The organism is Aliiroseovarius zhejiangensis, assembly GCF_014656375.1.
Lineage (GTDB): Bacteria > Pseudomonadota > Alphaproteobacteria > Rhodobacterales > Rhodobacteraceae > Aliiroseovarius > Aliiroseovarius zhejiangensis.
Map to the genome: position 1 here is coordinate 135627 of NZ_BNCH01000005.1, position 25826 is coordinate 161452.

The window sequence follows — 25826 nt, forward strand, 5'->3', positions numbered from 1 at the left end:
ACAATGACGCAACCCGAAACAAGCAGGCGATGGATCACATGAGCGAGAACAGCACAGGCCCCCTGACCCACCGCATGTTTCAAGGGGACGGAGAGATCCTGCCGGGCCGCTGGGTGCGCCTGCGAACGTTGGTCGTGCTGCGCTGGGCGGCGATCTTCGGTCAGATCGCGGCCATCATCGTGTCGATTTACGTGTTCTCGCTGCAAATCCCACTGGGTCTGGCGGCGGTGGCGATCGGCCTGGCCGTGATTGCCAATCTGGTCTCGCTGACCGTGTTTCCCAAGAACGCCCGCCTGAACGAACGGGACGCCACAGGTATGCTTCTGTTCGACACGCTGCAACTGGCCTTCATGGTGTATCTGGCGGGCGGGCTTCACAACCCGTTTATGGTGCTGATCGTGGCTCCTGTCACCGTGGCCGCAACCGCGCTGTCGACCCGCGCGACCGTGATTGTCGGCAGCGTCGCCATCGCCGCCACCACGGCGGTCGCGGATTTCAACATTCCGCTGCACACACGCGGCGGCACGGTGGTGCTGATGCCCGATCTTTTCGTGTTTGGCATCTGGGTCGCCGTGGTGACCTCGATCGGCTTTGTTGGTCTCTATACCCGCAGAATTTCATCTGAAATGCGGTCGATGTCCGAGGCCCTTCTGGCCACGCAAATGGCCCTGTCGCGCGAACAGAAACTGACGGATCTTGGCGGTGTCGTGGCCGCCGCCGCCCATGAACTTGGCACGCCGCTGGCCACCATCAAGCTGGTTGCATCCGAGATGGTGGACGAACTGGGCGATCAGACCGAGCTGCGCGAAGACGCGGCCCTGATCGGACAACAGGCCGACCGTTGTCGCGATATTCTTCAGTCGATGGGTCGGGCGGGCAAGGACGACATGCTGATGAAAAGCGTGCCACTTGTGACCTTGGTCGAAGAAGCCGCCGAGCCGCATGTCAACCGGGGCAAAACACTGGAAGTCGCGGTCATGTCTCAGTTGAACGACCCGGCGGATGAACCCGTCGTTGCGCGCCGTCCCGAAATCATTCACGGCCTGCGCAACCTGATTCAGAACGCGGTGGATTTCGCCACCACCACGGTCTGGATCGAAATCGACTGGACCCACGACGAGATCAAGTTACGGATCATTGACGACGGGCGCGGGTATTCTCCGCAGGTGATCGGCTGGATCGGCGATCCTTTCATTCGCGGCAAGAAGCCCGCCCAGGACAAGGGTCAGCGCCGGGAATACAAAGGTATGGGGCTGGGCCTGTTCATCGCCAAGACTCTGCTGGAGCGCACCGGCGCAAAGCTGAGCTTTGCCAACGGCACCGAACCCTATACAGGCCGGCCGCATCCGCGCGAAAAATCCGGCGCCATCGCCCAGGTGGTCTGGCCCCGCGACACGGACGGAATCGAATACCGACCAACCCAGGGCGGGTTGGGCGAAAACATCCCCTTCGGCTGAATGCGCTCAGGTTAAAACTTCATTAACCAACCCGCGACTAGGGTGTTCCTCACTGCCGATGGCGGCGCAATGGGTGCGCCAGGGCGGAAAGGGGCAAAGATGGTCAACACTCTGCTTATTATCGGGATCGTCCTGGTCGCATTCCTGACCGCGCTTGTCGCGCTTCTAGCTCTGTCGTGGGTGGAAACAAGGCGGCGCAAAAGCCTGCGTGACGATGCAGCGGCCAGCGATGGGCAACTGGTGTTCCTGTTCGACGATGAAACCCTGTGCGACGCTACACCGACCGCACGGCAAATGATGCTGGCCGGTCGCCCTGCCGGGCCTGAATCCGATTGGCAACGGTTCGCACAGCTTCTGCACAACCGGTTTCCCGACCTGACCCGGCATATGGGCGATCTGGCCGATCTTGGAACGCTGTCGCTGACATCGACCGACGGCAGCAACCGGATCATCGCAGAATGGCGGGACGGGCTGGCACGCATCGAACTGATCGACCGCGAAAGTCATGCCCCAACAAAAGCCATGGACCGGCTGAGCTTTGACGCAATGCAGCACGAGTTGGAAAGCCTGCGCGCCACATCCGAGCATCTGCCCCTGATGGTCTGGCGCGAGGATGCAGGCGGCGCCATCACCTGGGCCAACAAATCCTATCTGGACCTTGCCGAACGGATGACCGAACCCGATGACCTGGCCACCTGGCCGCCGCTGAAGATGTTTCAGCAAGGCCAATTTAAGGACGCGCAGGATCTGAAGCAACCGGGCCGCGTCGCAATCCAGTTTCCCGGCGATGATACCCGGCATTGGTTTGACCTGCACGAGGCCGAGTTGGGCAATGATAGGCTCTATACGGCCGTTCCCGCAGACCGGATCGTCCAGGCCGAGACCTCGCGAAACGAGTTCATCACCACCCTGACCAAGACCTTCGCGCATCTGCCCATCGGGCTTGCGATATTCGACCGCAAACGGCAATTGACGCTTTTCAACCCGGCCCTGACCGATCTGGTGGCATTGCCGGTCGACTTTCTGGTCGGGCGCCCCACCCTGTCAGGGTTTCTGGACCGACTGCGCGAAAAACGCATGATGCCCGAACCGAAAGACTATATTTCGTGGCGCCAGCAGATGTCCGACCTTGAGGCAGCGGCGGTCAACGGAACTTACGAGGAAACATGGGCGCTGCCCACCGGGCAGACCTACCGCGTGACCGGACGCCCCCATCCCGATGGGGCCGTCGCCTTCCTGTTCGAAGACATCAGCTCGGAAATTTCCCTGACCCGCCGCTTCCGGGCCGAGCTTGAAATGGGCCAGGCCGCCCTGGACGGGATGGATCATGCCATCGCGATCTTCAACGCCGGGGGCGTCCTGGCGATGTCAAACAAGGCCTACAGCACCCTTTGGCAGAACGATCCGTCTGTCACATTGGGTGACATCAACCTGGGCGACGCTGTCAAAACATGGCGCGCGGCCTGTGGGGACACGCCTTTGTGGCAGTCGCTGAAAGAATTCATCGCCACAAGCGGCGAGCGATCCGAGTGGCACCAACCTGTGGCACTGTCGGACGGGCGCCAGCTGACCTGCTTTGTCACGCCGATGATGCGCGGGGCAACCATGGTGCGTTTCGCCGCCTCTGCGACCGAAACCCTGCCCATCGTGAACCGCGACAGGTTCGTGACCGCAAACGCGTGAACGGGCTTGCGTCACCCTGACAGAGGGATAAAACTCCTGCCATGTCGCAGGCGTTTTCTCACCAATTTCATTTCCCCTCACCGGATCACACCCGGCGATTTGCAGAGAATCTTTCGACCCGTCTTCGCAAAGGCGACGTGATCTTGCTGCAAGGCGGGATCGGCGCTGGCAAAACCCATTTCGCCCGGTCGCTGATTCAGGCATTGCAGGTTAGGACCGGCCAGATCGAAGATGTCCCATCCCCCACATTCACATTGGTCCAAACCTATGACCTTTCCCCGACCGAGGTCTGGCATGCCGATCTTTACCGGCTGACCCACCCGGACGAGGTTGAAGAGCTTGGTTTGACACAGGCCTTTCAGGAGGCCATCTGCCTTGTCGAATGGCCGGACCGGTTGGGCGACCTCTGGCCCGACAAGGCACTGCTTGTCTCTTTCACGCCGGTCGCCGAGGACGGGTGCGAGGACCATCGTGTGATCACATTCGAAGGTGATGCCGATACCTGGCGAAACCGTGTCCTGAAGTCTGTGCCCGCATGACTAAACGCGCGGATCAGATATCGCGGTTTCTGGCCAGTGCCGGTTGGCAATCTGCCACCATGTCGCCGATCACCGGCGATGCCTCGGCCCGGGTATATCAGAGACTGTTTCACCCAAAAACACAACAAACCGCGATCCTGATGGACGCCTCGCCAGATCGCGCCGGTTCATCGGCGCCTTTCCTGGCAGTCGCCGAATATCTGAAACAGGCGGGTCTGTCGGCGCCGGTCGTGTTTGCACATGACATCGCGACCGGCTTTCTGCTGCTGGAGGATCTGGGCGACGATCTCTTCGCAAATGTGATCACAAACGATCCATCTCAGGAACGCCCGCTTTACGAAGCAGCCGTACATGTGATCTGCCATCTGCACGACCACCCCAATCCCGAGCTTCCACCCCTTGGCCCGGCGCAAATGGCGCAAGCCACGGATCTGGCCTTCTTGCACTATCGGAAAACGCCGCGCGCGCAGCTAAGCGCCGACGCAGCCGAAGCGATGGATGTGCTGCGGGATATGCTGGCGCGGCTGGATGATTTCAACAAGGTCTCGCTGCGTGATTATCATGCGGAAAACCTGATCTGGCTGCCCCAGCGCAGTGGCATCGCCCGCGTCGGACTGCTGGACTTTCAGGACGCGGTTCTGACCCATCCGGCCTATGACCTTATGTCGCTGATCCGGGATGCGCGGCGCGATGTCTCGCCTGCCATTGCCGACCACCTGATCACGATGTTCTGTCAGATCAATGGCCATGACGAAACCCGCTTCCGTGCCGAGGCAGCCCTGATCTCGGCCCAGCGCAACCTGCGGATTCTGGGCATCTTTGCCCGCCTGTCGCGCGTGATGGGCAAACCGCAATATGTCGATCTGATTCCACGGGTCTGGGCCAATTTGCAGACCGATCTGTCCCACCCGTCGCTGTCGCGCTTGTCGGCGGCGCTAGGACCGCTGCTTCCCCCGCCAACTGAAGATTTCCTGCACCACCTGAGGACACCATGCCAGACGCCGTCATGATTTTTGCCGCCGGGCTTGGCACGCGTATGGGCACGTTGACCCGGACGCTTCCAAAGCCACTGATCCCGGTTAACGGGAAGCCGTTAATTGACCACGCGCTGGCGCTGGTCGACGACAGTGCGATCGAGACTGTCGTTGTCAATCTGCACCACCTGGGCGATCAGATCGTCAATCACCTCGGCCAGCGCGATGTACGATATTCACGTGAAACGGATCAGCTTCTTGAAACCGGTGGTGGGTTGAAAAAGGCACTAAACCTTCTGAATAGCGATGCGGTGGTGACGTTGAATTCTGACGCGGTCTGGGCGGGGCCGAACCCGATAAAGGCATTGATGCAAGCATGGGATCCTGACCGAATGGACGCGCTCTTGATGCTGGTCACACCGAAAAATGCCATCGGCCACAAGGGCGAAGGCGATTTCATGATGGAAGCAAATGGCGCCCTGCGCCGGGGTGCAGGCCTGACCTATACCGGCTGTCAGATCATCAAGACCCAGCCCGTCGCGTCGATTGCCGAAGACGTGTTTTCGCTCAACACCGTGTGGGACCAACTGTTGTCCAGAGGTCGCGTTTTCGGTCTGGAACACCAGGGGCGCTGGTGCGATGTTGGCCACCCCGAGGGGATCACCCTTGCCGAAACCATGCTAAGGGATACCAATGTTCGACCCAACTGACGCACCCCGCATATTCGGTACACCGCTCGGGGTCGATTTTCCGCGCGCGCTGGTCAACGGCGTTGTGCAACGCCTGACCTCGCATGACCCGGATGCGCTTGCACGGGTCGAAATGTTCGTCAACACCAGCCGCATGCAGGCCCGCACACGTGCGCTGTTCGATGGGCAGACCCGATTTCTGCCCCGGATCCGGCTGATCACCGACCTGGCGCGCGACCCGGCCCTGCACGATGTGCCGCTGCCGGTCGCCCCCTTGCGCAGACGGTTGGAGTTGCGGCAGCTGATCGCCGCCTTGTTGGAGAAGGAGCCGGACCTTGCCCCGAAGGCCGCGGCCTTCGACCTGGCGGACAGTCTTGCCGACCTGATGGACGAGATGCACAGCGAAGGCATTCACCCGCACGACCTGCACACACTGGATGTAGGCGAGATGTCCGAGCATTGGGCCAGAAGCCTGAAATTCATCTCGTTGGTCGAACATTATTTCGATCACGACACGCTGGACCTGCCCGATGTTGAAACCCGCCAGCGCATGGTGGTCGAGGCCACGATTGCGAAATGGCGAAACGAACCACCACAGCACCCGATACTGATTGCCGGGTCCACCGGGTCGCGCGGGGCCACAGCCATGTTGATGGAGGCGGTCGCCCGTTTGCCACAGGGTGCGGTCATTCTGCCGGGGTTCGATTATGACCTGCCTCGGCAAAGTTGGGCTGAATTAGACAATGTTTTTTCGGCACAGGATCACCCGCAGTATCGGTTTGCGGCCTTCCTGAAACGCTGCGAGCTTTCCCCATCAGACCTGCCGCACTGGACCGATGATCCACCCCCCGAACCCGAGCGCAATCGGCTTGTCTCACTCGCGCTGCGTCCCGCGCCGGTCACGGATCAATGGCAGGTTGAGGGCAAGGTCTTCAAGGGGGTCGAGGCGGCAACACAGAACCTGACCCTGATCGAAACCCGCACACCCAGGGACGAGGCGCTGGCGATTGCCGTGGTCGTGCGCCGGGCCGTCGAGGATCGGGCGTCGATTGCGCTGATCACCCCCGACCGGAACCTGACCCGACAAGTGGCGGCGGCGTTGGACCGATGGCGGATTGCGCCTGATGACAGTGCCGGGCGCCCACTTGCCTTGTCAGCCCCGGGTCGGTTGCTGCGCCAGACCGCGCAGCTTCTGTGTGAGGACACAAGCGGCGAGGCGTTGTTGGCCCTGCTAAAGCACCCTCTGACCCACAGCACCGCCGGGACGCGCGGCGATCATCTGCGCTGGACCCGCGACCTTGAACTTGGCGTGTTGCGTGGCCGTTACGCCCCACCAACTGCGCAGGCACTGACCGACTGGGCGAAAAAGTTTTCCGAAGAGCCCGCGCGCGCCAAGTGGGCCAGCTGGGTCGGCGACACGTTCCTGAACCAAGGGCAACCCGGCGAAGTGTCCCTGACCACACTGGTGCGCCTTCATATCGAACTGACCGAGCGTATCGCGCGGGGGTGCGCCCCGGACGGCGCAGGCGCGCTGTGGGAACAGGCGGCAGGGCAGAACGCGTTGGAAACAGTCTCTGATCTTGCCGAAAATGCTGAGTTTGGCGGAAACATGACGGCCGCTGCCTATCGTGATCTTTTCACTTCGGTTCTGAATGCGGGTGTGGTGCGTGACCCGGTGACGGCACATCCCGGCGTGATGTTCTGGGGCACGCTCGAAGCCCGTGTTCAGGGTGCAGATCGTGTCATTCTGGCGGGATTGAACGATGGCACATGGCCCGAACTGCCGGGGCCGGACCCGTGGCTGAACCGCAAGATGCGCATGGATGCAGGTCTGTTGCTGCCCGAACGCCGCATCGGCCTGTCTGCCCATGATTTCCAACAAGCCATCGCAACCCGCGAGGTGTTTCTGACCCGCGCAACCCGCGATGAAGACAGCGAGACCATCCCCTCGCGTTGGCTGAACCGGTTGTGCAATCTGATGGGCGGGATGTCTGAGGCAGGGCAGCAGGCCCTTACCGAAATGCGCGAACGTGGCGATCACTGGGTGAAACTTGCAACGCAGTTGGACGAACCTGTGCAGCCAGTCACCCCCGCCCCACGCCCGTCACCAGCCCCCCCGGTGTCTGCGCGCCCGACCGAGCTTTCGGTGACAGGGGTGACGAAACTGATCCGCGATCCTTATGCCATCTATGCCGACAAGGTGCTGCATCTCAGACCGCTGGAGCCGATTCGTCAAACTGCGGATGCCCGCATCCGGGGCACGGTTTTGCACGAAGTATTTGAACGATATGTTGCCCAGCTCGATCCGGTCAGCCATCCCGATGACGACACCGCGCGGCTTATGACCATCGCGCAAGAGGTACTGGATGAACACGTGCCATGGCCCGCCACACGCATCCTGTGGCTGGCCCGGATCGGGCGAGTCGCAGACTGGTTCGTGAACGAAGAGCGCATGCGGCGCACAAAGGCCATCAATCTGGCAAACGAAGTCTGGGGCGAAGCGATATTCGACGTTATCGGGTTCACATTGCGCGCGAAAGCTGACCGGATAGACCAGCGACCGGACGGGCAGCTTGAAATCTATGACTACAAATCGGGTCAGCCCCCCACCGAAAAGATGCAAAAACACTATGACAAGCAGTTGCTGCTGGAAGCCGTGATCGCCAGGTTGGGCGGATTTAGGGACATATCTGCCGCGCCGGTTGCCAGTGTTGCCTATATCGGGCTGACACCACAGGAAACAAAGACCATGCCGCTTTCGGATGCAGAGGTTGATCTGGTTCAGGCCGAACTTCTGACCTTGATCCGTGCCTATCACAGCCCGGATCAGGGGTTCACCGCCCGCCGCGCGGTTCACAAGCAACGGTTTGACGGGGACTATGATCACCTGGCCCGGTTCGGGGAATGGGATGACAGCGCAGACCCGGTGAAAATCAGGGTGGGACAATGATGTTTGACGACGCCACGCTAAGCCAGATCCGGGCCGCCGATCCGCAAAACTCGACCTGGCTGTCGGCCAATGCCGGGTCCGGCAAGACACGTGTTCTGACCGACCGAGTAGCGCGCCTGTTGCTCGAAGGCGTGTCGCCCCAGAACATTCTGTGTCTGACCTATACCAAGGCCGCCGCAAGCGAGATGCAGAACCGCCTGTTCAAGCGGCTGGGTGAATGGGCGATGAAGGACGATCAGGATTTGTCCGCCGCGCTGCGGGAATTGGGGTTGGAGACCATCGGCGACTTGTCCCTCGCGCGGCAGCTGTTCGCGCGCGCCATCGAAACGCCGGGCGGGCTGAAGATCCAGACCATCCACGCCTATGCGGCATCGCTTCTGCGTCGCTTCCCGATGGAGGCCGGGGTCTCGCCGCAATTCACCGAGATGGATGACCGCGCCGCCCGCGACCTGCGCGCCGAACTGTTGGACCGGATGAGCGAGGGGTCGCTGGCAGGTCATGTCGCCGCGCTGTCGCAGCATTTCACCGGCGAGGACATGGAACTACTGACCGCCGAAATCACCGGCAATCGCACCCTGTTCGTCGAGCAGGTGACAGAAGCCGAGATTGCCGCCTGGTTCGACGTGTCGCCCGCGCTGGACGAAGGCGCCATTCTTGACGCGCTGTTCCAACCCGGCGATTTGCAGATGCTGGCCACGCTGCGCGACATCCTTGCCACCGGAAGCACCACCGAACAAAGGGCGGCCGGGCATCTGGCGGGGGCGGACCTGACCGCACCATCTTTCGATATTCTGGACCGTTGCGCGCGGTTCATGATCCTTCAAAAACCACCCTATTCCGCCAAATCAGGGTCTTTTCCCACCAAATCAATGCGTGCTGGGGCGTGTGCGGCGATTGTGCCGCAACTGGATGATTTCATGCAGAGGGTCGAGGATGCGGTATTGGCGCGGATCGCCCTTTTGAACGTCAAACGCACGGCAGCACTGCACAGGTTCGCCTATCACTATGTGCGCCTTTATGAAGAGGCAAAACTGGCGCGGGGGTTGCTGGATTTCGACGACCTGATCCTGAAAGCGGGCGCCATTCTGACGGACCCATCGGTCGCTGCCTGGGTGCTGTTTCGGCTGGATGGCGGGATCGACCATATTCTTGTCGATGAAGCGCAGGATACAAGCCCCGCGCAATGGCGCATCATCGACAATCTGGCGCGCGAGTTCACCAGCGGTTTCGGCGCTCGCGACGACGTGGATCGCACGATCTTCGTGGTGGGCGACCCGAAGCAGTCGATCTATTCCTTTCAGGGGGCCGAGCCCGCCGCCTTCGACCGGATGCGCGCGACCTTCACCGATCGTCTGTCGCAAGTGGGGCGCAATCTGGTTCAGATGCCGCTTGAATACTCGTTCCGGTCGTCCCGCGCGATCCTGGAGTTTGTTGACCTTGCCCTGAAAACCCGAAGCGGTTTGGGCGGTGATTTCCTGCACCGCGCGTTTTTCGACACCCAGCCCGGGCGAGTCGATCTGTGGCCTGCAATCGAACCCGTCAGCCATGACGAAGACCGGGATTGGCATGATCCGGTCGATGCCCCGTCACCGCAGGACCATCGTGTTCAACTGGCTGAGCATATCGCCGACGACATCGACCGCATGATCAAGACCGAGACTATTCCGGCGGAAAACGGTAAACATCGCCCGGTTCATGCCGGTGACATTCTGGTGCTCGTCCGATCCCGCAAAGAGCTGTTTCACGAGATCATCCGTGCCTGCAAGTCCCGTGACATTCCCATTGCCGGGGCGGATCAGTTGAAGATCGGGGCCGAGCTTGCGGTGAAGGATCTGACCGCGCTTTTGTCTTTTCTGGCAACGCCCGAGGATGATCTGTCCTTGGCCGCTCTATTGCGGTCGCCGTTGTTCGGGTGGTCCGAAGATGATCTGTTCCGGTTGGCGCATCCGCGGAGCAAAGGCAAATATTTGTGGCGCGCCCTGTCCGACCGCGCCGAGCAACACCCCGAAACGGTGCGCATCTTGCAGGATCTGCGCGATTCCGCGGATTTCCTGCGCCCCTATGAATTGTTGGAGCGGGCGCTGACGCGACATGGCGGTCGCCGCAAATTCCTGGGACGCCTTGGCCAAGAGGCCGAGGATGGCATCGACGCGCTGCTGGCACAGGCCATCGGCTATGAGCGATCCGGCACGCCCAGTCTGACCGGGTTTCTGACCTGGCTGCAAACCGATGATGTGACGGTCAAACGCCGGATGGATTCGGTGGGTCGTCAGGTTCGCGTGATGACTATCCATGGCGCAAAAGGCCTTGAAGCCCCGATTGTCATCCTGCCGGATCTGGCGCAGAAAAAAGCATCCCCGATGCCGGCTGTTGCGAAGCTTCCGGGCGGCCATGCATTTTTCTCTCCCAAGCAGGAAGATCGGACTGCGTCTATCGATCAGGTTGCCCAGTCCTTGAAAGACGCCGAGATCGAGGAGCGGACCCGGCTGCTATATGTCGCCATGACACGTGCCGAACACTGGCTGATTCTGGCGGCGGCCGGAACCATTGGCAAGCCCGGCTCCGATGTCTGGTATCGCATTTGCGAAGGCGCGATGAGCATGGCGGGTGGCGTTGAATGTGGCTTTCCCACTGGGGCGGGCAAACGGTTTTCCGCAGGTGATTGGCCTGCACCGGCCCTGAACGATACAACAGAGGTGCAGGTCACAAAACCGGAGTTGCCTGATTGGCTGGCGATGCGCGTGGATGCGCCCGCGCCCACTGTCAAACCCATCTCTCCCTCGGATCTGGGCGGGGCCAAGGCGCTTGCGGGGGAAGAGGTCTTTGGCGATACCGATGACGCCAAAATGCGGGGGCGGCAAATCCATCTGCTGCTGGAACACCTTCCCAACATCCCGCAATTCAAATGGGATGAGACGGCACAGTTCCTGCTTGGATCGGGCGAAGATCGTGCATCGGACACCGCGCTCACGTCCCTTCTGGACGAAACACGCGCGGTTCTCACCGACCCTGATCTGGCCCCGATCTTTGCCCACGCCGACCTGGCCGAGGTGCCCGTCACCGCCACCCTGCCCAACCTGCCGGGTCGTGTGCTGCATGGGGTGATCGACAGGCTGATCCTGACCGAAAACGAGGTGCTGGCGGTGGATTTCAAAACCAATCGCGTCGTACCCGCAACGCCCGAGGACACGCCCGACGGGCTGCTCAGGCAATTGGGGGCCTATCGCGCGGTGCTTTGCCAGATTTACCCCGACCGGGATGTGCGCTGCGCGATCCTGTGGACACAAACCCGTGAGCTGATGCGTTTCGAAAATGCTTTGGTGGATGCGGCTTTCACGCACCTTGACGCAACCCGTCTGCCTACCTAGGTTCACCACAACATATAGGTTTCAGGAGAAGACAATATGGCAACTGTAGCTGTCACCGACGCCACTTTCGAACAGGAAGTGCGCCAGTCGGACATCCCCGTCATCGTGGATTTCTGGGCAGAGTGGTGCGGCCCCTGCAAGCAGATCGGCCCGGCTTTGGAAGAGCTTTCGACCGAATACGAAGGCAAGGTCAAGATCGTCAAAGTCAATGTTGACGAGAACCCAAACTCGCCCGCGCAGATGGGCGTGCGGGGCATTCCGGCCCTGTTCATGTTCAAGGACGGTCAGGTCGTGTCGAACAAGGTCGGCGCGGCGCCGAAAGCGGCTTTGCAATCCTGGATCGACGAAAGCGTCTGATCCCGGCATTGCATGACGGAACGCCGAAAAAAAGCCCCGCCAGTTTGGCGGGGCTTTCTTCTTTGTGGCATCTTGCTCAGATCAGCAGAACCTGCGTGCCGTTCTTTGCATATCCGAACAATTCGGCAATGTGGCGATTGTAAAGCCCGATACAGCCGTTCGACGATTGCCGCCCGATCTTGCGCGTATCATGGGTGCCGTGAATACGGTAATACTTCCAGCTTAGATACAGCGCATGCGTGCCCAATGGGTTGTCCGGCCCCGGTCCCACAAAGGGTGGCCATTCCGGATTTCGTTTCCGCATCGCCGGGGTTGGCGCCCAGGACGGGCCTTCAACCTTGCGAATGACGCTGGTGCGGCCCCGGCGCGTCAGATCTTCGGTCAGCGGCACCGAGGTCGGGAACAAGCGATAGATCGACTGATCCTCGGACCAGTAGTGTAAACAACGCGAGCTGATATCGACCAGGATGGCCCCATTGCGCGTGTTGCTGAAATATGGCTGCCAGTTCAGGGCCCGAAAGCTTGAAACGTTGCGTTTCACAACTTCGGTCAGGTCACGTTCGCCCTGCGTCGTGTTTTCAAACTGTGCAAGTGCAGGTGTCGCCAGGCCACTTGCGGCTGCGATCGTTCCCCCAAGGAACGCGCGTCTGCCCAGCAGAGCTTCCGGTTTCTTCCGCATTACTAAGTCTCCAGTATTCACTTGTATCGTCGTCATATATTGCGTCTGCGCATCAGTCGCAATTCAATCGCGTGTTATCGGCTTAATCTCGCAAAGCCGTCATTTGCTACTTGCCTATACTCACGATAGAACGGCACAGATACAATGTTTTTTGAATGAGAGACAGACAATGCGCGTGTTTTTGATGGCAGTTGCCGCTGCTGCGGCCCTTTCTGCGTGTGCTCCGACGACCGGAGGCATCGGCGGTGGCGTCAACATCTATCGAATCTCGTCTGGCCAGACGTCGAAGGTTCAATACCGGATGCTGGACAGCATCAACCAGTTGCGCCAGGCGGCCGGTGCTCAGCCGGTGAAGCTCAACTCGCAACTGAACGCGGCGGCGCTGACCCATGCCCGCGATATGTCGGTGCAGAACCGGCCGTGGCATTTCGGGTCTGACGGGTCGTCCCCGATCGACCGCGCCCGGCGCGCGGGCTATACCGGGAACTATCTGGGCGAAAACATCTCGGAAACCTTCGAGACCGAATTGCAGACCCTGTCAGCCTGGATGAACAAGCCTGATACGCGGCGGATCATCCTTGACCCGCGCGCGCGCGATCTGGGCTTTGCCTGGCTGCAAGAGCGCAATGGCAAGATCTGGTGGGTGATGGAGATGGGTGGTTAATCCACCCCTCCAATCCGCTTACGGGTTGATATCAATCACAGTTCCCAAGCGAACCATCGTGAAGATTTCACGAATTTCGTGATTCTTGACCGAGATACAACCCGCGGTCCAGTCATCCCGCTTGGGATCTTGCGGACGCCTGTCGCCGTGGATGAAAATCTCGCCCCCCGGTTTGCGCCCAACCGACCGCGCGTGCTCGGCGTCCTGCCGGTTCGGGTAAGACACCCCGATTGACAGATAAAAGGCGCTTTTCGGATTGCGGCGGTCGATGACATATCGCCCTTCCGGCGTCTTTCCGTCACCTTCGTATTTCTTGCGGCCCTCAGGGGCGAATCCAAGTTTGATCCGATAGGCTTTCAGGATCTCTGTCCCGTGCATCAGATACATCTTGCGGTCGCCCTTGTTGACGATGATCTGCGTCACCTCCGGCCCGTCATACTTGTATCTTTTCGGGCCGCAGGATGCCACAAAGACCACGGACAAGACGGCAAGGATTGTTAGAACGGCTCTCATTTCATGTCCCAAACTGCTCGTTGTTTTTTGCGACAATCGTAAATCAGATTGGTCGCAACACAAGAAAATTTGCATACGCGCGGTCGGATCGGCGATTCCACGAAACGCTCAGCCGCGGGAAAAGCTGGCCACCTGTTCGGTATGGGTGGACCAGCGGAACTGGTCGACCACCTGGACCCAATTCAGTTCATATCCCGCATCCACCAGAGTTTTTGCGTCGCGTGCAAAGGTCTGCGCATTGCACGAAACCATGGCAATGCGCTTGATTCCAGATGCCGCAAGTGCGGCAACCTGCGCCTCGGCCCCCGCGCGGGGCGGGTCGATGACCGCGGCGTCAAATCGCGCGAGGTCATCGGCCATCAATGGGTTGCGAAACAGATCGCGCGTTTCGGTCGTGACCCGATGCAGCCCCTGCGCCTTTCGCCAACCCAGAGACAGCGCATCTGTCATCGCGGCAAGGCCTTCGACCGCGTGAACCTCGGCCGATTGCGCCAGTGGCAGCGCAAAGGTGCCACAGCCTGCGAACAGGTCGATCACCGAACCGGCTTTGCCAACGATCTCGCGCACAGCGTCCAGCAAGGCCGCTTCGCCCTCTCGCGTGGCTTGCAGAAATGCACCCGGTGGCGGCACGACCGCAGCGACCCCGAACATCTGTTCAGGTGGCGTTTCCGTGGCGATTATTTCACCGTTCCAAGTCAGTCGTGCAAAACCAAACTTATTCAGAGCTTGGGCCAAATCAGTCTCTAATCTACGGTCAAGCGGCTTTCCCTCCGTCACCGATACGTCGAGCCCCGCGACCGAATGGACGACGTTGATCGACAGCTCGCCCTTGCGCGATGCCCCCAACGTGGCCAACGCGCCCAAGTTTGGAAGCGCCGCCAGTATATCCGGGTGCAGCAGGTGGCACTGGCTGATCTCGGTGATTGTGTCGGAGCGGCGACCGTGAAACCCGACGATCGCCCCTTTCTTGCCCCGTCGCGCAGACAGAACCGCGCGGCGGCGCGATCGGGGAGGCGATGTCGCAATGGATCTGAACTCCGGCGACAGGCTATGCGCGGCAAGCGCCGTGCGGACCACGTCCACCTTCCAATCCGCCACGAATGGATCCGAGGCATGTAAAAGCGCACAGCCCCCGCAGGCGTTGTAATGCGGGCATGGCGCTTTGACCCGATCAGCCGAAGGGGTCACGATCCGGGGTGCGGTTATGCGACCCTCCTCGACCTCGCCCGTGACCACCTCTCCGGGCAGGCAGCGTGGTGCAAAGACCGGACCGGGCGCGATCCCGTCGCCCAGATGCCCCAATCTGTCGATGACATGGGTTTCGCTCACGGCAACAGATCCTTCCGTGTCAGGGTAAAACCGGATGCGATCCAAAGCTGTTCCAGCCGCCGCAACTCGGCGCCAAGGGCAGGGCCGGTCAACGTCGGCATCAGATCGGCGGGTTGCACGGGAAACGTGGCCTGTGCGCCCGCCTTGATCTCGTCCGCTGTGGTCGTGTCGATCGGTTGCCCCATTTGCGCAGCACGCAGCAGCACGACATCCCGTGCGAATTCAGCACCATCGTGATACGCCAGTTCACCCGCACCAACTGTGTTTCCCATCGCATCGCGCAGGCGTTCATATCGCTTGCGATCCCGCCTGGACAGGCGCAACCGGGCGGCAACGCCCTCGCCCCCCAGTGCCGCGAGACGGCGCACGGGATCGGCAGCGCGATGGCCCTCAGCATGGCTCTCAAGATGGATGAGCGCAGGCAACACCCGCGCCTCGGCACCCGGCAAAACGGACCCCAGAACCCCGATCTGCGCCATGGTGGCAATGGCTGGCGCGGGGTCGGGCGCAGCCAGCAGCTTCAACATCTCGACCCCGACACGTTCACGCGAAAGCGTCTCTAACCCGCCCAAATTTGCGGCAATTCCCGCAAGCGCATCCTGATCCATCCCCCGTGATGGATCCCCATACCAGGCATGAAAGCGGAAGAAGCGCAGAATGCGCAGATAATCCTCGCGGATACGATCGACGGGATCATCAATGAACCGCACCCGGCGCGCCGCCAGATCAGCCAGCCCGCCCAGCGGGTCGACGACCACGCCATCCGGCATGGCGTAAAGCGCGTTCATGGTGAAATCGCGCCGATGCGCGTCATCTTCCAGCCGATCCGAAAACGCGACAACCGCGCGCCGACCGTCGGTCTCGACATCCTTGCGAAAGGTCGTGACCTCCAACCCAACTCCGTCGGCGATGACGGTGACAGTGCCATGGTCGATGCCCGTGGGCACGGCCCGCAACCCTGCGTCCGTGGCAACCTGCATGATGCGGTCAGGCCGTGCGTCTGTCGACAGGTCCAGATCCGAAATCGGCGCGCCCAGCAGATCGTTGCGCACACACCCGCCGACAAAGAACACCTGATGTCCCGCCTGTGCAATCGCGGTGCAGACGGCCTGCGCCGCAGCGGTCCTGATCCATTCGCCGGTAACACGTGTCATTGCGGCAGCCTTTCGGCCAGCGCGCGTAGCATCCGTGCGGTGGCGCCCCAAATATAATATGGCCCATAGGGCACGGTTTCATACAGCCGCATCCGCCCCTGCCACATCCGGCCCTGACGGGCGTATTTGGCAAGGTTAGAGACATGTTTGAACGGCACTTTGAACACCTCTTCCACCTCACCGACCTCGGCAATGATGTCGAAGGGTTTCGCAATGAACCCGATCACCGGGGTCACGGAAAACCCTGTCACGGTCTCGTGCGGGGGCAATTGACCGATCAAATCCACATGGGTCGGTGGCAATCCGACCTCCTCTTGTGCTTCACGCAGGGCAGCGGCGATCGCATCTGCGTCGCCCGGGTCGACCTTGCCGCCCGGAAACGCGATCTGGCCCGGGTGATGCTTCAGCGCCGATGACCGCTTGGTCAGGATCAGTTGAAGCTGGCCGGCTTCTTCGATCAACGGAATCAGTACGCCAGCCGGGCGCAGCTTGCGGCCCATTGGAGGCTTCACATCGGGGTTCAGATCGAAATCCGAACTGCCGCGCCCTGGCTGGGTCACGGCCTTTCGGATCATGTCGAGCCTGTCAGTCACCCGGATCGACCGCATCTTTGCCCAGCGTGGCCGGGTCCAGATCGTAATGCGCGCCGCAGAACTGGCAATCGGCGGTCACACGCCCGTCGTCAGTCGTCATGTGTCCGATGTCGCGGGCAGAATAGATCGACAGGCTATCGCGCACGCGCTGTTCCGAGCATGGGCAGCCGAAGCTGATGGCTTGCGGATCGAACACGCGCGGAGCCTCTTCGTGAAACAGGCGCACCAGCAGGTCGGTGGGTTGAACCGAGGGGCCGACCAGTTCCAGCTCTTCCACTGAACTGAGCAGGATATTCGCGCGGTTCCAGTTTTCGGCATCATCATCCGACATCAGATCCTGCGCCGACAAAAGCCCGCCCTCGCCGGACCCGCCTTCGCCAGTCACCTGCGGCGCGGCTTTCGGCATATGTTGCAACATGATCCCGCCTGCCCGCCAGCTTTCGCTGCCACCCGTCCAGGTCGATTTTCCGAACGTCAGGTGAAACCGGGTCGGCAGCTGCTCGGACTGAGCGAAATACGCTTGCGCGCAATCCGACAGCGATTGCCCGGCAATCGGCGTCATCCCGGTATAGGGCTTCTGTTCGCTGCCCTGATGGATCAGGATGGCGAAATACCCTTTGCCGATCTGTTCAAACCCCGGCGCATCCGGCTGCAGCCGGTCTTCATCAAAGCTGGCATAGGCGCGGATCGTGGCGGGCTCGCCTTCCGTCTTGGGCGCATAATAGTCGGTGGCAATCAGCCGCGCCGGTCCATCGCCACGGACCTGTAACGACAGCTTCCACTGCATCTTGATCGTCTGCCCGATCAGCGCAGTCAGCATGGCCGCTTCGGCCACCAACGCCTCGATCGCCGGGGGATAGTTGTGTTGAGACAGGATCGTGTCCAACGTTCCATCCAGCCGCAACACCCGCCCGCGAATGTCGCTGCGGTCCAGTTGAAAGGGCAGGATGGTGTCATCCCAGGCGATTTGGGTTCCAAGGGTCATGGGGTTTCCTATCGGCGTTCAGCTTGGCATACCGCGTCTATATGGTGTCGGCAACCGAAGGGAAAAGGTCAGATGCGCAGATTTGGCAATCAGCGAGAGGCCGGGCGCAGATATGTGCTGCGACCGGGCGCCTATGCCATTCTGATGCGGGGGCGGGATTTTCTGATCACCCATCAGGCCGCGCCGTTCAACGAATTTCAACTGCCTGGCGGGGGGATCGACCCCGGGGAATCGGCGATTGTCGCGCTGCACCGTGAGGTGCTTGAGGAAACAGGCTGGAAGATCGCCCAACCACGGCGCCTTGGCGCGTATCGGCGGTTCAGCTATATGCCGGAATACGATCTGTGGGCCGAGAAGATCTGCCACATTTTCACTGCCCGACCCGCCCGCAGGATCAGCACCCCGCTGGAGCCGGATCACGACGCCATCTGGACAGACGCCGCAACCGCCCAGCGCCTTCTGTGCAATGCAGGCGATCGTCACTTCCTTCGCCGCTATCTGCGGTCTTGCTGAAAGGTCACCATGACACAGGACAGATCGTCACCCAGATCCTGACCGCCCGAATACGCATCCAGATCCCAGACCAGCGCATCAAACAGGGCCTCGTTCGTCAGCGCGCTGTTCTTACGCAGAAAGTCGGCGAACCCGGCTTCATCCAGCATGGCGCCACCGGGGCCAACGCATTCCGTAAAGCCGTCGGAATAGAAGATCAGCCGCTCGCCCGGTGACAAGGTCATTTGCTGCCTTTCGAACCGGGCGTCCTCGATCAGGCCGATGGGCATGCCGCCTGCACCGAAGAAGTCGGCATCGTTTTGCGGTGTCAGCCGTACCGCGTTCGGGTGCCCACATTGCGTCAGGTCGACCCCGCCGCTGGTCAGATCCAGATACCCGAACAACATGGTAAAATAGTGCTCGGACCGCAGATCGTTCAGCAGCAGCTTGTTCAATTCGTCGGCAACCATTTCGGGTGGACGGGGGCGATAATCGCCGTTCGGGCCTTGCTCCAACGCGATGTTATGGGTCGGCGAGCCGTCCGAGAAATACGACGCCAGACGCGCAGTCAGCAGGGCCGACGCGATCCCGTGACCCGATACGTCAATGGAATAGAAGGCCAGCACGTCAGGTCCAGCCTCAAAAAAACCGACAAGATCACCCCCGACATGGCCGCATGGCTTCAGCATCAATGACACCTCGGCCGTCCCGAAATCACGATATTTCTCACGCACTAGGGACTGCTGCATCTTGCGCGCTTCGACCAGATCGCGGTCCAGCGAATTATACAGCGCCTGGATTTCGGCAAGGGTGGTGGTGACAAGCCGGTTCTTGTCCTGCAACTCCCGCTCCATCGACAGTATGCGGCCACCGGCATTGATACGTGCGCGCAGTTCGTCCGGGTTGACCGGCTTGGCAAGGAAGTCATCGGCGCCGACATCCAGACCCTGCGCGACCGCGCCCTTGTCGGTCTTGGACGTCAACAGAATGAAATACACATAGCCCGTACGTGGCAGGTCGCGAAACGCGGCGCACAGCTCCAACCCGTCCATCCCCGGCATCATCCAATCACTGAGGATCAGATCGAAGTGATTCCGCGTCAGAATCTCCAACGCCTCGTCACCGGTGCCCGCCTCGGTCACGTCATACCCCTGGCGCGTCAGCGAAGACGTCAGAATACGCCGTTGTGCCCGACTGTCGTCAACCACCAAGATGCGTCGCACCGGATTGATCACCACTGCCTCAGGTGGGTCGTTCAACGACGGTTCGTCACTGTTTATATATGCATTAGCGGCGCTCACACCTGTGTCCCGACCTAGGAATCGCTTCGACAGACATCGTTAAGCCCCGTCATTTAACAGCGCTTTAACGCGAAAATTTTAAGTGATCTTCGCAGCTTACCGCTTGTTAACTGTCTGCGCATAAACTGACCCGAAGTATGAGGAGGTCGTGATGATCAACTGGACGCGCGTGAACGAGTTGAAGGCCGAGATCGGCGAGGAGGATTTCGCCGAGGTGGCCGAGCTGTTTCTGGAAGAGGTAGAAGAGGTTCTTGGCCGTCTGAAATCCGCGCCGAAGCCCGATTTATTCGAACAAGACATGCATTTTCTGAAAAGCTCGTCATTGAATCTGGGGTTTGACCGGCTGTCCAAACTGTGTGGCGAAGGCGAACGGGAAGCCGCCGCCGGCAACTTCGACGCCGTTCCGCTGACCCCGGTGTTTCAAGCCTATGATGCCTCGAAACAGGCGTTTCTGAACGGTGGCTAAAGCACGAACTCTGCGATGGTTTCATCGTTGGTAATGTCTGAATACACGAAACCGCCAGCATCCAGTCGTGCAAAAAGCGTGTCGAAGTTCTCAGGTTTCTTGGTTTCGATCCCGATCAGAACCGACCCGAAATTGCGGGCGCTTTTCTTCAGATATTCAAACCGGGCGATGTCATCGTCCGGCCCAAGGGTTTGCAGGAAATCCCTGAGCGCGCCGGGCCGCTGCGGAAGCCGCAGCAGGAAGTATTTTTTCAGACCCACATATCGCTGACTGCGCTCTTTCACCTCCGGCAGACGTTCGAAATCAAAATTGCCGCCCGAGGTCACACAAACCACGGTTTTTCCCTTCACCACATCGCGCAGGTCTTTCAGCGCATCAATCGACAAGGCGCCCGCAGGTTCAAGCACCACGCCTTCGACATTCAGCATCTCAAGAATGGTGGAACATATGCGATCTTCCGGCGCGGCCAGAACCCGATCGGCTGGCGTGGCTTTCAGAACATCAAATGTCAGCTGCCCGATCTGGGCCACCGCCGCGCCATCCACGAAATTGTTGACCTGGCCGAGCTTCACCGGTGCCCCGGCCGCCAGGGCGGCGGCAAGGCTGGCCGCGCCCGCAGGCTCAACAAACCGCACTTCGGTCTTTGGTGCCACATCACGCAGATATCTGGTGACGCCGGCGGACAACCCCCCGCCACCGACCGGCAGGACGACCATATCGGGCAAACTGTGCAATTGCTCGACAATTTCGGCAGCCACACTGGCCTGACCCTCGATCACATCGAGGTCGTCGAAAGGTGACAGGAAATGCCCGCCCGCGTCGGAACAGAACCGCATCGCTTCGGCCAGCGTGTCGTCAAAATAGTCTCCAACAAGGCGGATTTCGACGTTCTGCCCGCCAAACATTCGCGTTTTGTCGATCTTTTGCTGGGGTGTTGTCACCGGCATGAAGATCACGCCGGTCACATCAAAGTGGCGGCACACGTAAGCCACCCCTTGCGCATGATTCCCTGCCGAGGCGCAAACAAAAACTCGCTGTGCCCGGTCGCGCGATCGGGCCTTGGCCATCGCATTCAACGCGCCGCGAATCTTGTAGCTGCGCACCGGGCTCAGATCTTCGCGCTTCAGCCAGATATCGGCTTCATACAGATCGGACAGGTGGTCGTTGCGCTGCAGGGGTGTTGCAGGGAACAGCGTGCGCATCAGATGCTCGGCGCTGTGTGCTTTGTCGGTAAATCTGGTCATGAACCAGCCTTCGCCCGAAAAGCGGTTCCATTCAAGCCTTACCGGGTGCCTTAGGTCCGCAAACCGCACAGGGCACGTGCCTTGCTCTTGCCAACAAAAACAGGTAACTGCGCGCTGACCACACGTAGGAGAAAACGATGTCTGCGCCCAAGAAAGTTGTCCTGGCCTATTCCGGCGGACTTGATACCTCGATCATCCTGAAATGGCTGCAAACCGAGTATGGGTGCGAGGTCATCACCTTCACCGCTGATCTGGGTCAGGGGGAAGAGCTTGAGCCCGCCCGCAAAAAGGCCGAATTGCTGGGCATCAAGCCGGAAAACATCCACATCGAAGACCTGCGTGAAGAATTCGTGCGCGATTTCGTGTTTCCGATGTTCCGTGCAAACGCACAGTATGAGGGGTTGTATCTGCTGGGCACCTCGATCGCGCGGCCGTTGATTTCCAAGCGACTGGTCGAGATTGCTGCGGAACATGGCGCAGATGCGGTCAGCCATGGTGCCACCGGAAAGGGCAATGACCAGGTACGGTTCGAACTGGCGGCCTATGCGCTGAACCCGGAAATCAAGGTGATCGCCCCCTGGCGCGAATGGGATCTGAGCTCGCGCACCAAGCTGTTGGATTTTGCCGAACAGAACCAGATTCCGATTGCCAAGGACAAACGTGGCGAAGCGCCGTTCTCGGTCGATGCCAACCTTCTGCACACCTCGTCCGAGGGCAAAGTGCTGGAAGATCCCGCTGAGGATGCGCCGGACTACGTCTATCAACGCACCGTGCATCCAGAAGATGCGCCCGACACGCCCGAGTTTATCGAAATCGGGTTTGAAAAGGGCGACCCGGTGTCGATCAACGGGGTGGCGATGTCGCCCGCTACGATCCTGACCGAGTTGAACGAATATGGCCGCAAACACGGCATTGGCCGCTTGGATCTGGTCGAAGGCCGTTATGTGGGCATGAAATCGCGCGGGATTTACGAGACCCCGGGCGGCACCATCCTGCTGGACGCCCATCGTGGCATTGAATCGATCACCATGGACCGCGGCGCGATGCATCTGAAAGACGAATTGATGCCGAAATATGCCGAGCTGATCTATAACGGCTACTGGTATTCGCCCGAGCGTGAAATGCTGCAGGCCGCGATTGACCTGAGCCAGGAACACGTCACCGGCACCGTGCGTATGAAGCTCTACAAGGGTCTGGCCCGCGTGGTGGGCCGCTGGTCCGATCACTCGCTTTATTCCGAAGAGCATGTGACGTTCGAGGAAGATCAGGGCGCCTATGACCAGAAAGACGCGGCAGGGTTCATCCAGCTGAACGCGCTGCGTCTGAAGCTGATCGCCATGCGCAACAAGCGTGTCGGCAAGTGAGCTTCGAAGACGAAGACAACGATGAGCTTGAGATGTTCATCGAAGCTCAGGACACTGTCTGGAACGATGTCCTGAGCGAACTTCAGGTGGGCCAAAAGACCAGCCACTGGATGTGGTTCGTCTTTCCGCAACTGGCCGAGCTTGGACAGTCGGATATGTCACAGCTTTACGGGCTGGAAGACCTGACCGAGGCCGAAGCCTATTTGCGCCATGACGAATTGAAGCGGCGCCTGATCGACGTGTCCTCGCTGCTGCTGGAACATGCGGGAACGGATGCAAGGCAAATCCTTGGCAAGGTCGATGCGAAGAAGCTGCAATCCTGCATGACACTGTTTGCTGCTGTCCCGCAGGCCCCACCCGTGTTTCAGCGGGTGCTTGATGCCTTCTATGACGGCGCGCCCTGCCGCCGCACAACCGCCGCGCTGACCCGAACCTGACGTCACCGGCCGCAAGGTCAATCTTGCCTACAATCCCACCTTTGCCCTATCGCAGTCGAAAAGGGGGGGTGTTCATGCCACTGACAAAAATTGCCGACGGGATTCGCACGGGCATTGCGGGGCGCAGCTTTGACGGATCGTTGAAATTTGATTGCGGCGCGGATGGGGTCATCATCCTGGCCTCGGGTGATGTCAGCACGGTGGATCGCGACACCGACTGTGCGCTGCACCTGTCGACCGAGAACCTGCAGAAACTGCTGGCAGGCAAGCTCAATCCGATGACAGCCGTGATGTTGGGCAAGATCAGGATCACAGGCGACATGCCAACCGCGCTGAAACTTGCACGGTTGCTGGGCTAAGGCCGCGTCGCCAGAAAATCGTCCACGTCATCGGATCGGGGCATTGCCGAAGATGTTCCTTCGCGCGTGACCTGAATGGCCGCCGCCGCCGACGCCCGGCGGAGTGCCGTGTCAATATCCTGCCCCTGATCCAGCGCGGCGACCACGTTGCCTATGAAGCAATCCCCGGCGCCGGTCGTATCCACGGGGTCCACCCGGAACGCTGGCGCCTGATGTTCAGCCCCCGTCTGACGGTCCCGCCAGATGGCCCCTTTTGCCCCGCGCGTGATCACCAGATGCGGCACCTCGATGGTTTCCACTGCGGTGCCCAGGGCCGCTGACAGTTGTTCGGCCTCGACCTCGTTCACCGCAAGCAGATCAATGACCGGCAGCATCGCGATCGCTCGGGACGCGTCGAAAGGCGCGGCAGAATAGATCACGAACACACCCGCGGCGCGCGCCATCTGCGCGGCCTCATAGGTTAGGGTGGTTTCGTTCTGCAAAAGAAGGTGGTCCCCGGACCCAGATCCGCGCAGCGCGTCTTTGACCTGTGCATCGGAAATATCGGCATTTGCGCCGGAATAGAGAATGATCAGGTTTTCACCCTCAGGGTCCACGCATATATTCGCATGACCCGTCGCGGTTGCGACGGTCGCGATATGGTCGGTGTTGACCCCGGCGTCCGACAGCCGGGATTTGCACCAGCCCCCGTCCGCCCCCACTGCGCCGATGTGATGCACTTGCGCGCCCGCCAGCGCAGCGGCGATGGACTGGTTTGCGCCCTTTCCACCCAGTCCGACATGATAGCCTTGCGATGCAAGCGTTTCACCCGGTTTGGGCAGGTGGTCAACCTGATATAAATGATCAATGTTGATGGAGCCAAGATTATAGATCGCCACGCCATCCCCCATTCGAGCCAGTTGTTTTGCTACAGCCTATTGCGCTGGACTATTATCACAAGGGAAAGCTAGGTTGGACCACCGGTGCCTGTTTTCATTCCGATTACTGCATTTGACTTTCTGCTTGTATTCCATTGTATACCGTTTAGATGAACACTGACACGCATCCGAAGCATGGAGGTACCCGTGACCAGCAAGATCCAAGCAACCCTGATTCCCGGCGATGGAATCGGCCCCGAAATCACGAAAGCCGTAACCGCCGTTCTTGACCATATGGGCCAACCGTTCGAATGGGACGTGCAACAGGCCGGTATGGCAGGCATTGACGCAGAAGGCGTACCGCTTCCGCAAAACACCATCGACAGCATCCGGCGCACGAACCTGGCGCTGAAAGGTCCGCTGACCACGCCCGTGGGCGGTGGCTTTACGTCGATCAACCTACAACTGCGGCAGGAATTCGAGCTCTTTGCCAATGTGCGCCCGACCAAGACGATCAAGACCGATGGGCGGTATGACAATGTCGATATGGTGATTTTCCGCGAGAATCTGGAAGGGTATTACATCGCCGATGAGGGTTACATCGAACATAATGGCGACCCCGAAGGTAAGGTCTATTCCACTGGATACAACACCAAGGAAGAAGCGCGGCGCATCACCCGCGCGGCCTTTGACTATGCGGTGGCCAACGGGCGCAAGAAGGTCTCGATCGTGCACAAGGCCAACATCCTGAAACTGCTGTCCGGCATGTTTCTGGAAGAGGCCCGCGAGATCGCGAAGGAATACGAAGGCAAGGTAGCGTGGGACGAGCGTATCGTCGATGCCTGCGCCATGCAGATGGTCATGTATCCCGACGATTTCGACGTGATCGTCACCACCAACCTGTTTGGCGACATCCTGTCCGACCTTGCCGCCGGTCTGGTCGGCGGTCTGGGTCTGGCCCCCGGCGCCAATATTGGCAAGGATGCCGCGATTTTCGAGGCCGTTCACGGCTCGGCACCCGACATTGCGGGCCAGCAAAAGGCCAACCCCTGCGCCTTCCTGATGGCCGCCGGCCTGATGCTGGAGCATGTGGGCAAGACCGATGATGCCGAACGCCTGAGAAAGGCAGTGATAGGCACTGTTCAGGCCAAAGATCGCGTGACCCCGGATCTGGGCGGCACCGGCAACACCATGTCGATTGCCGAAGCGATCATGGATCGGCTGTAGACGTACACGCCCTGCCACAGGGGTCGCGGACTGATCGCGGCCCTTTTCTTTCTGCCCGTTAGCGCCCTGCCCCTTTTTTTTCGCACGATGTTTGTGTATGTGGGTGGGGAAATTTCACCAATCACCGCATCGGGGCGCCGCCCCT

Annotated in this window: 24 protein-coding genes; 15 read left to right on the top strand and 9 right to left on the bottom strand. The window is 60.2% G+C overall.

Annotated elements, in window-relative coordinates; translation table 11 throughout:
• Window positions 1-74: 74 nt before the first annotated feature.
• The 8 genes from regB to trxA all read left to right on the top strand — a co-directional run bounded on the left by regB (window position 75) and on the right by trxA (window position 12017).
• Window positions 75-1457, top strand: coding sequence for a sensor histidine kinase RegB (gene regB, locus IE188_RS12270; protein WP_191286915.1), 1383 nt, complete (start codon window positions 75-77; stop codon window positions 1455-1457).
• Between the two features lie 99 nt (window positions 1458-1556).
• On the top strand, window positions 1557-3140 hold the full coding sequence (locus IE188_RS12275) for a PAS-domain containing protein (RefSeq protein WP_191286799.1): 1584 nt from the start codon (window positions 1557-1559) through the stop codon (window positions 3138-3140).
• Window positions 3141-3181: 41 nt separating this feature from the next.
• A complete protein-coding gene (gene tsaE, locus IE188_RS12280) occupies window positions 3182-3679 on the top strand; it encodes a tRNA (adenosine(37)-N6)-threonylcarbamoyltransferase complex ATPase subunit type 1 TsaE (RefSeq protein ID WP_191286800.1) in 498 nt (165 codons plus the stop codon).
• A complete protein-coding gene (locus IE188_RS12285; RefSeq protein ID WP_191286801.1) occupies window positions 3676-4689 on the top strand; it encodes an aminoglycoside phosphotransferase family protein in 1014 nt (337 codons plus the stop codon). Before tsaE ends, IE188_RS12285 begins: the two co-directional genes overlap by 4 nt.
• Window positions 4671-5363, top strand: a complete 693-nt coding sequence (locus IE188_RS12290; RefSeq protein WP_191286802.1) for a nucleotidyltransferase family protein — start codon at window positions 4671-4673, stop codon at window positions 5361-5363. The genes IE188_RS12285 and IE188_RS12290 overlap by 19 nt, the downstream gene beginning before the upstream one ends.
• Window positions 5347-8292 (top strand): double-strand break repair protein AddB, encoded by a 2946-nt coding sequence (gene addB, locus IE188_RS12295; protein WP_191286803.1) that lies wholly within the window; start codon window positions 5347-5349, stop codon window positions 8290-8292. Before IE188_RS12290 ends, addB begins: the two co-directional genes overlap by 17 nt.
• A complete protein-coding gene (gene addA / locus IE188_RS12300) occupies window positions 8289-11660 on the top strand; it encodes a double-strand break repair helicase AddA (RefSeq protein WP_191286804.1) in 3372 nt (1123 codons plus the stop codon). Before addB ends, addA begins: the two co-directional genes overlap by 4 nt.
• A 36-nt stretch (window positions 11661-11696) precedes the next feature.
• A complete protein-coding gene (gene trxA, locus IE188_RS12305) occupies window positions 11697-12017 on the top strand; it encodes a thioredoxin (protein WP_191286805.1) in 321 nt (106 codons plus the stop codon).
• A 76-nt stretch (window positions 12018-12093) separates the two neighbouring features.
• Here trxA and IE188_RS12310 read toward each other — a convergent pair whose 3' ends face one another.
• The gene (locus IE188_RS12310) at window positions 12094-12696 is read right to left on the bottom strand and encodes a L,D-transpeptidase (RefSeq protein ID WP_191286806.1); all 603 of its coding nucleotides are present in this window, start codon (window positions 12694-12696) and stop codon (window positions 12094-12096) included.
• Between the two features lie 169 nt (window positions 12697-12865).
• Here IE188_RS12310 and dalA point away from each other — a divergent pair, with 169 nt between their 5' ends.
• Window positions 12866-13360 (top strand): divisome-associated lipoprotein DalA, encoded by a 495-nt coding sequence (gene dalA / locus IE188_RS12315; RefSeq protein ID WP_191286807.1) that lies wholly within the window; start codon window positions 12866-12868, stop codon window positions 13358-13360.
• Between the two features lie 18 nt (window positions 13361-13378).
• Here dalA and IE188_RS12320 read toward each other — a convergent pair whose 3' ends face one another.
• The 5 genes from IE188_RS12320 to hslO form a co-directional block, all read right to left on the bottom strand.
• Window positions 13379-13873 carry a L,D-transpeptidase family protein gene (locus IE188_RS12320; protein ID WP_191286808.1) on the bottom strand — a complete coding sequence of 165 codons (495 nt, stop codon included), beginning with the start codon at window positions 13871-13873 and terminating at the stop codon, window positions 13379-13381.
• Window positions 13874-13981: 108 nt separating this feature from the next.
• Complete coding sequence (locus tag IE188_RS12325) at window positions 13982-15202, bottom strand: class I SAM-dependent RNA methyltransferase (RefSeq protein WP_191286809.1); 1221 nt, start codon at window positions 15200-15202, stop codon at window positions 13982-13984.
• The gene (locus IE188_RS12330; RefSeq protein WP_191286810.1) at window positions 15199-16356 is read right to left on the bottom strand and encodes a CCA tRNA nucleotidyltransferase; all 1158 of its coding nucleotides are present in this window, start codon (window positions 16354-16356) and stop codon (window positions 15199-15201) included. The genes IE188_RS12325 and IE188_RS12330 overlap by 4 nt, the downstream gene beginning before the upstream one ends.
• Window positions 16353-16964, bottom strand: a complete 612-nt coding sequence (locus tag IE188_RS12335) for a CoA pyrophosphatase (RefSeq protein ID WP_191286811.1) — start codon at window positions 16962-16964, stop codon at window positions 16353-16355. Before IE188_RS12335 ends, IE188_RS12330 begins: the two co-directional genes overlap by 4 nt.
• Window positions 16942-17934: an Hsp33 family molecular chaperone HslO gene (gene hslO, locus IE188_RS12340; RefSeq protein ID WP_191286812.1), complete on the bottom strand. Its 993-nt coding sequence runs from the start codon at window positions 17932-17934 to the stop codon at window positions 16942-16944. Before hslO ends, IE188_RS12335 begins: the two co-directional genes overlap by 23 nt.
• Window positions 17935-18006: 72 nt before the next feature.
• On the opposite strand from hslO, the gene IE188_RS12345 reads away from it, so the two are divergent.
• On the top strand, window positions 18007-18447 hold the full coding sequence (locus IE188_RS12345; protein ID WP_191286813.1) for an NUDIX hydrolase: 441 nt from the start codon (window positions 18007-18009) through the stop codon (window positions 18445-18447).
• Here the strand turns inward: IE188_RS12345 and IE188_RS12350 are convergent.
• On the bottom strand, window positions 18429-19685 hold the full coding sequence (locus IE188_RS12350) for a PP2C family protein-serine/threonine phosphatase (RefSeq protein WP_229836783.1): 1257 nt from the start codon (window positions 19683-19685) through the stop codon (window positions 18429-18431). The two genes, IE188_RS12345 and IE188_RS12350, sit on opposite strands and share 19 nt — an antisense overlap.
• 193 nt (window positions 19686-19878) lie before the next feature.
• On the opposite strand from IE188_RS12350, the gene IE188_RS12355 reads away from it, so the two are divergent.
• Window positions 19879-20193, top strand: coding sequence for an Hpt domain-containing protein (locus IE188_RS12355; protein ID WP_191286814.1), 315 nt, complete (start codon window positions 19879-19881; stop codon window positions 20191-20193).
• Here IE188_RS12355 and ilvA read toward each other — a convergent pair.
• Window positions 20190-21437, bottom strand: a complete 1248-nt coding sequence (gene ilvA, locus IE188_RS12360) for a threonine ammonia-lyase IlvA (RefSeq protein ID WP_191286815.1) — start codon at window positions 21435-21437, stop codon at window positions 20190-20192. The genes IE188_RS12355 and ilvA overlap by 4 nt on opposite strands.
• A gap of 137 nt (window positions 21438-21574) precedes the next feature.
• Here ilvA and IE188_RS12365 point away from each other — a divergent pair, with 137 nt between their 5' ends.
• The 3 genes from IE188_RS12365 to IE188_RS12375 all read left to right on the top strand — a co-directional run bounded on the left by IE188_RS12365 (window position 21575) and on the right by IE188_RS12375 (window position 23597).
• On the top strand, window positions 21575-22801 hold the full coding sequence (locus IE188_RS12365) for an argininosuccinate synthase (protein ID WP_191286816.1): 1227 nt from the start codon (window positions 21575-21577) through the stop codon (window positions 22799-22801).
• A gap of 32 nt (window positions 22802-22833) precedes the next feature.
• The gene (locus IE188_RS12370; protein WP_191286917.1) at window positions 22834-23238 is read left to right on the top strand and encodes a DUF1810 domain-containing protein; all 405 of its coding nucleotides are present in this window, start codon (window positions 22834-22836) and stop codon (window positions 23236-23238) included.
• Window positions 23239-23312: 74 nt separating this feature from the next.
• Window positions 23313-23597, top strand: a complete 285-nt coding sequence (locus IE188_RS12375; RefSeq protein WP_191286817.1) for an SCP2 sterol-binding domain-containing protein — start codon at window positions 23313-23315, stop codon at window positions 23595-23597.
• Here the strand turns inward: IE188_RS12375 and IE188_RS12380 are convergent.
• A complete protein-coding gene (locus tag IE188_RS12380) occupies window positions 23594-24475 on the bottom strand; it encodes a ribokinase (RefSeq protein ID WP_191286818.1) in 882 nt (293 codons plus the stop codon). The two genes, IE188_RS12375 and IE188_RS12380, sit on opposite strands and share 4 nt — an antisense overlap.
• 186 nt (window positions 24476-24661) lie before the next feature.
• On the opposite strand from IE188_RS12380, the gene IE188_RS12385 reads away from it, so the two are divergent.
• Window positions 24662-25681, top strand: coding sequence for an isocitrate/isopropylmalate dehydrogenase family protein (locus IE188_RS12385; protein ID WP_229836785.1), 1020 nt, complete (start codon window positions 24662-24664; stop codon window positions 25679-25681).
• Window positions 25682-25826 lie beyond the last annotated feature (145 nt).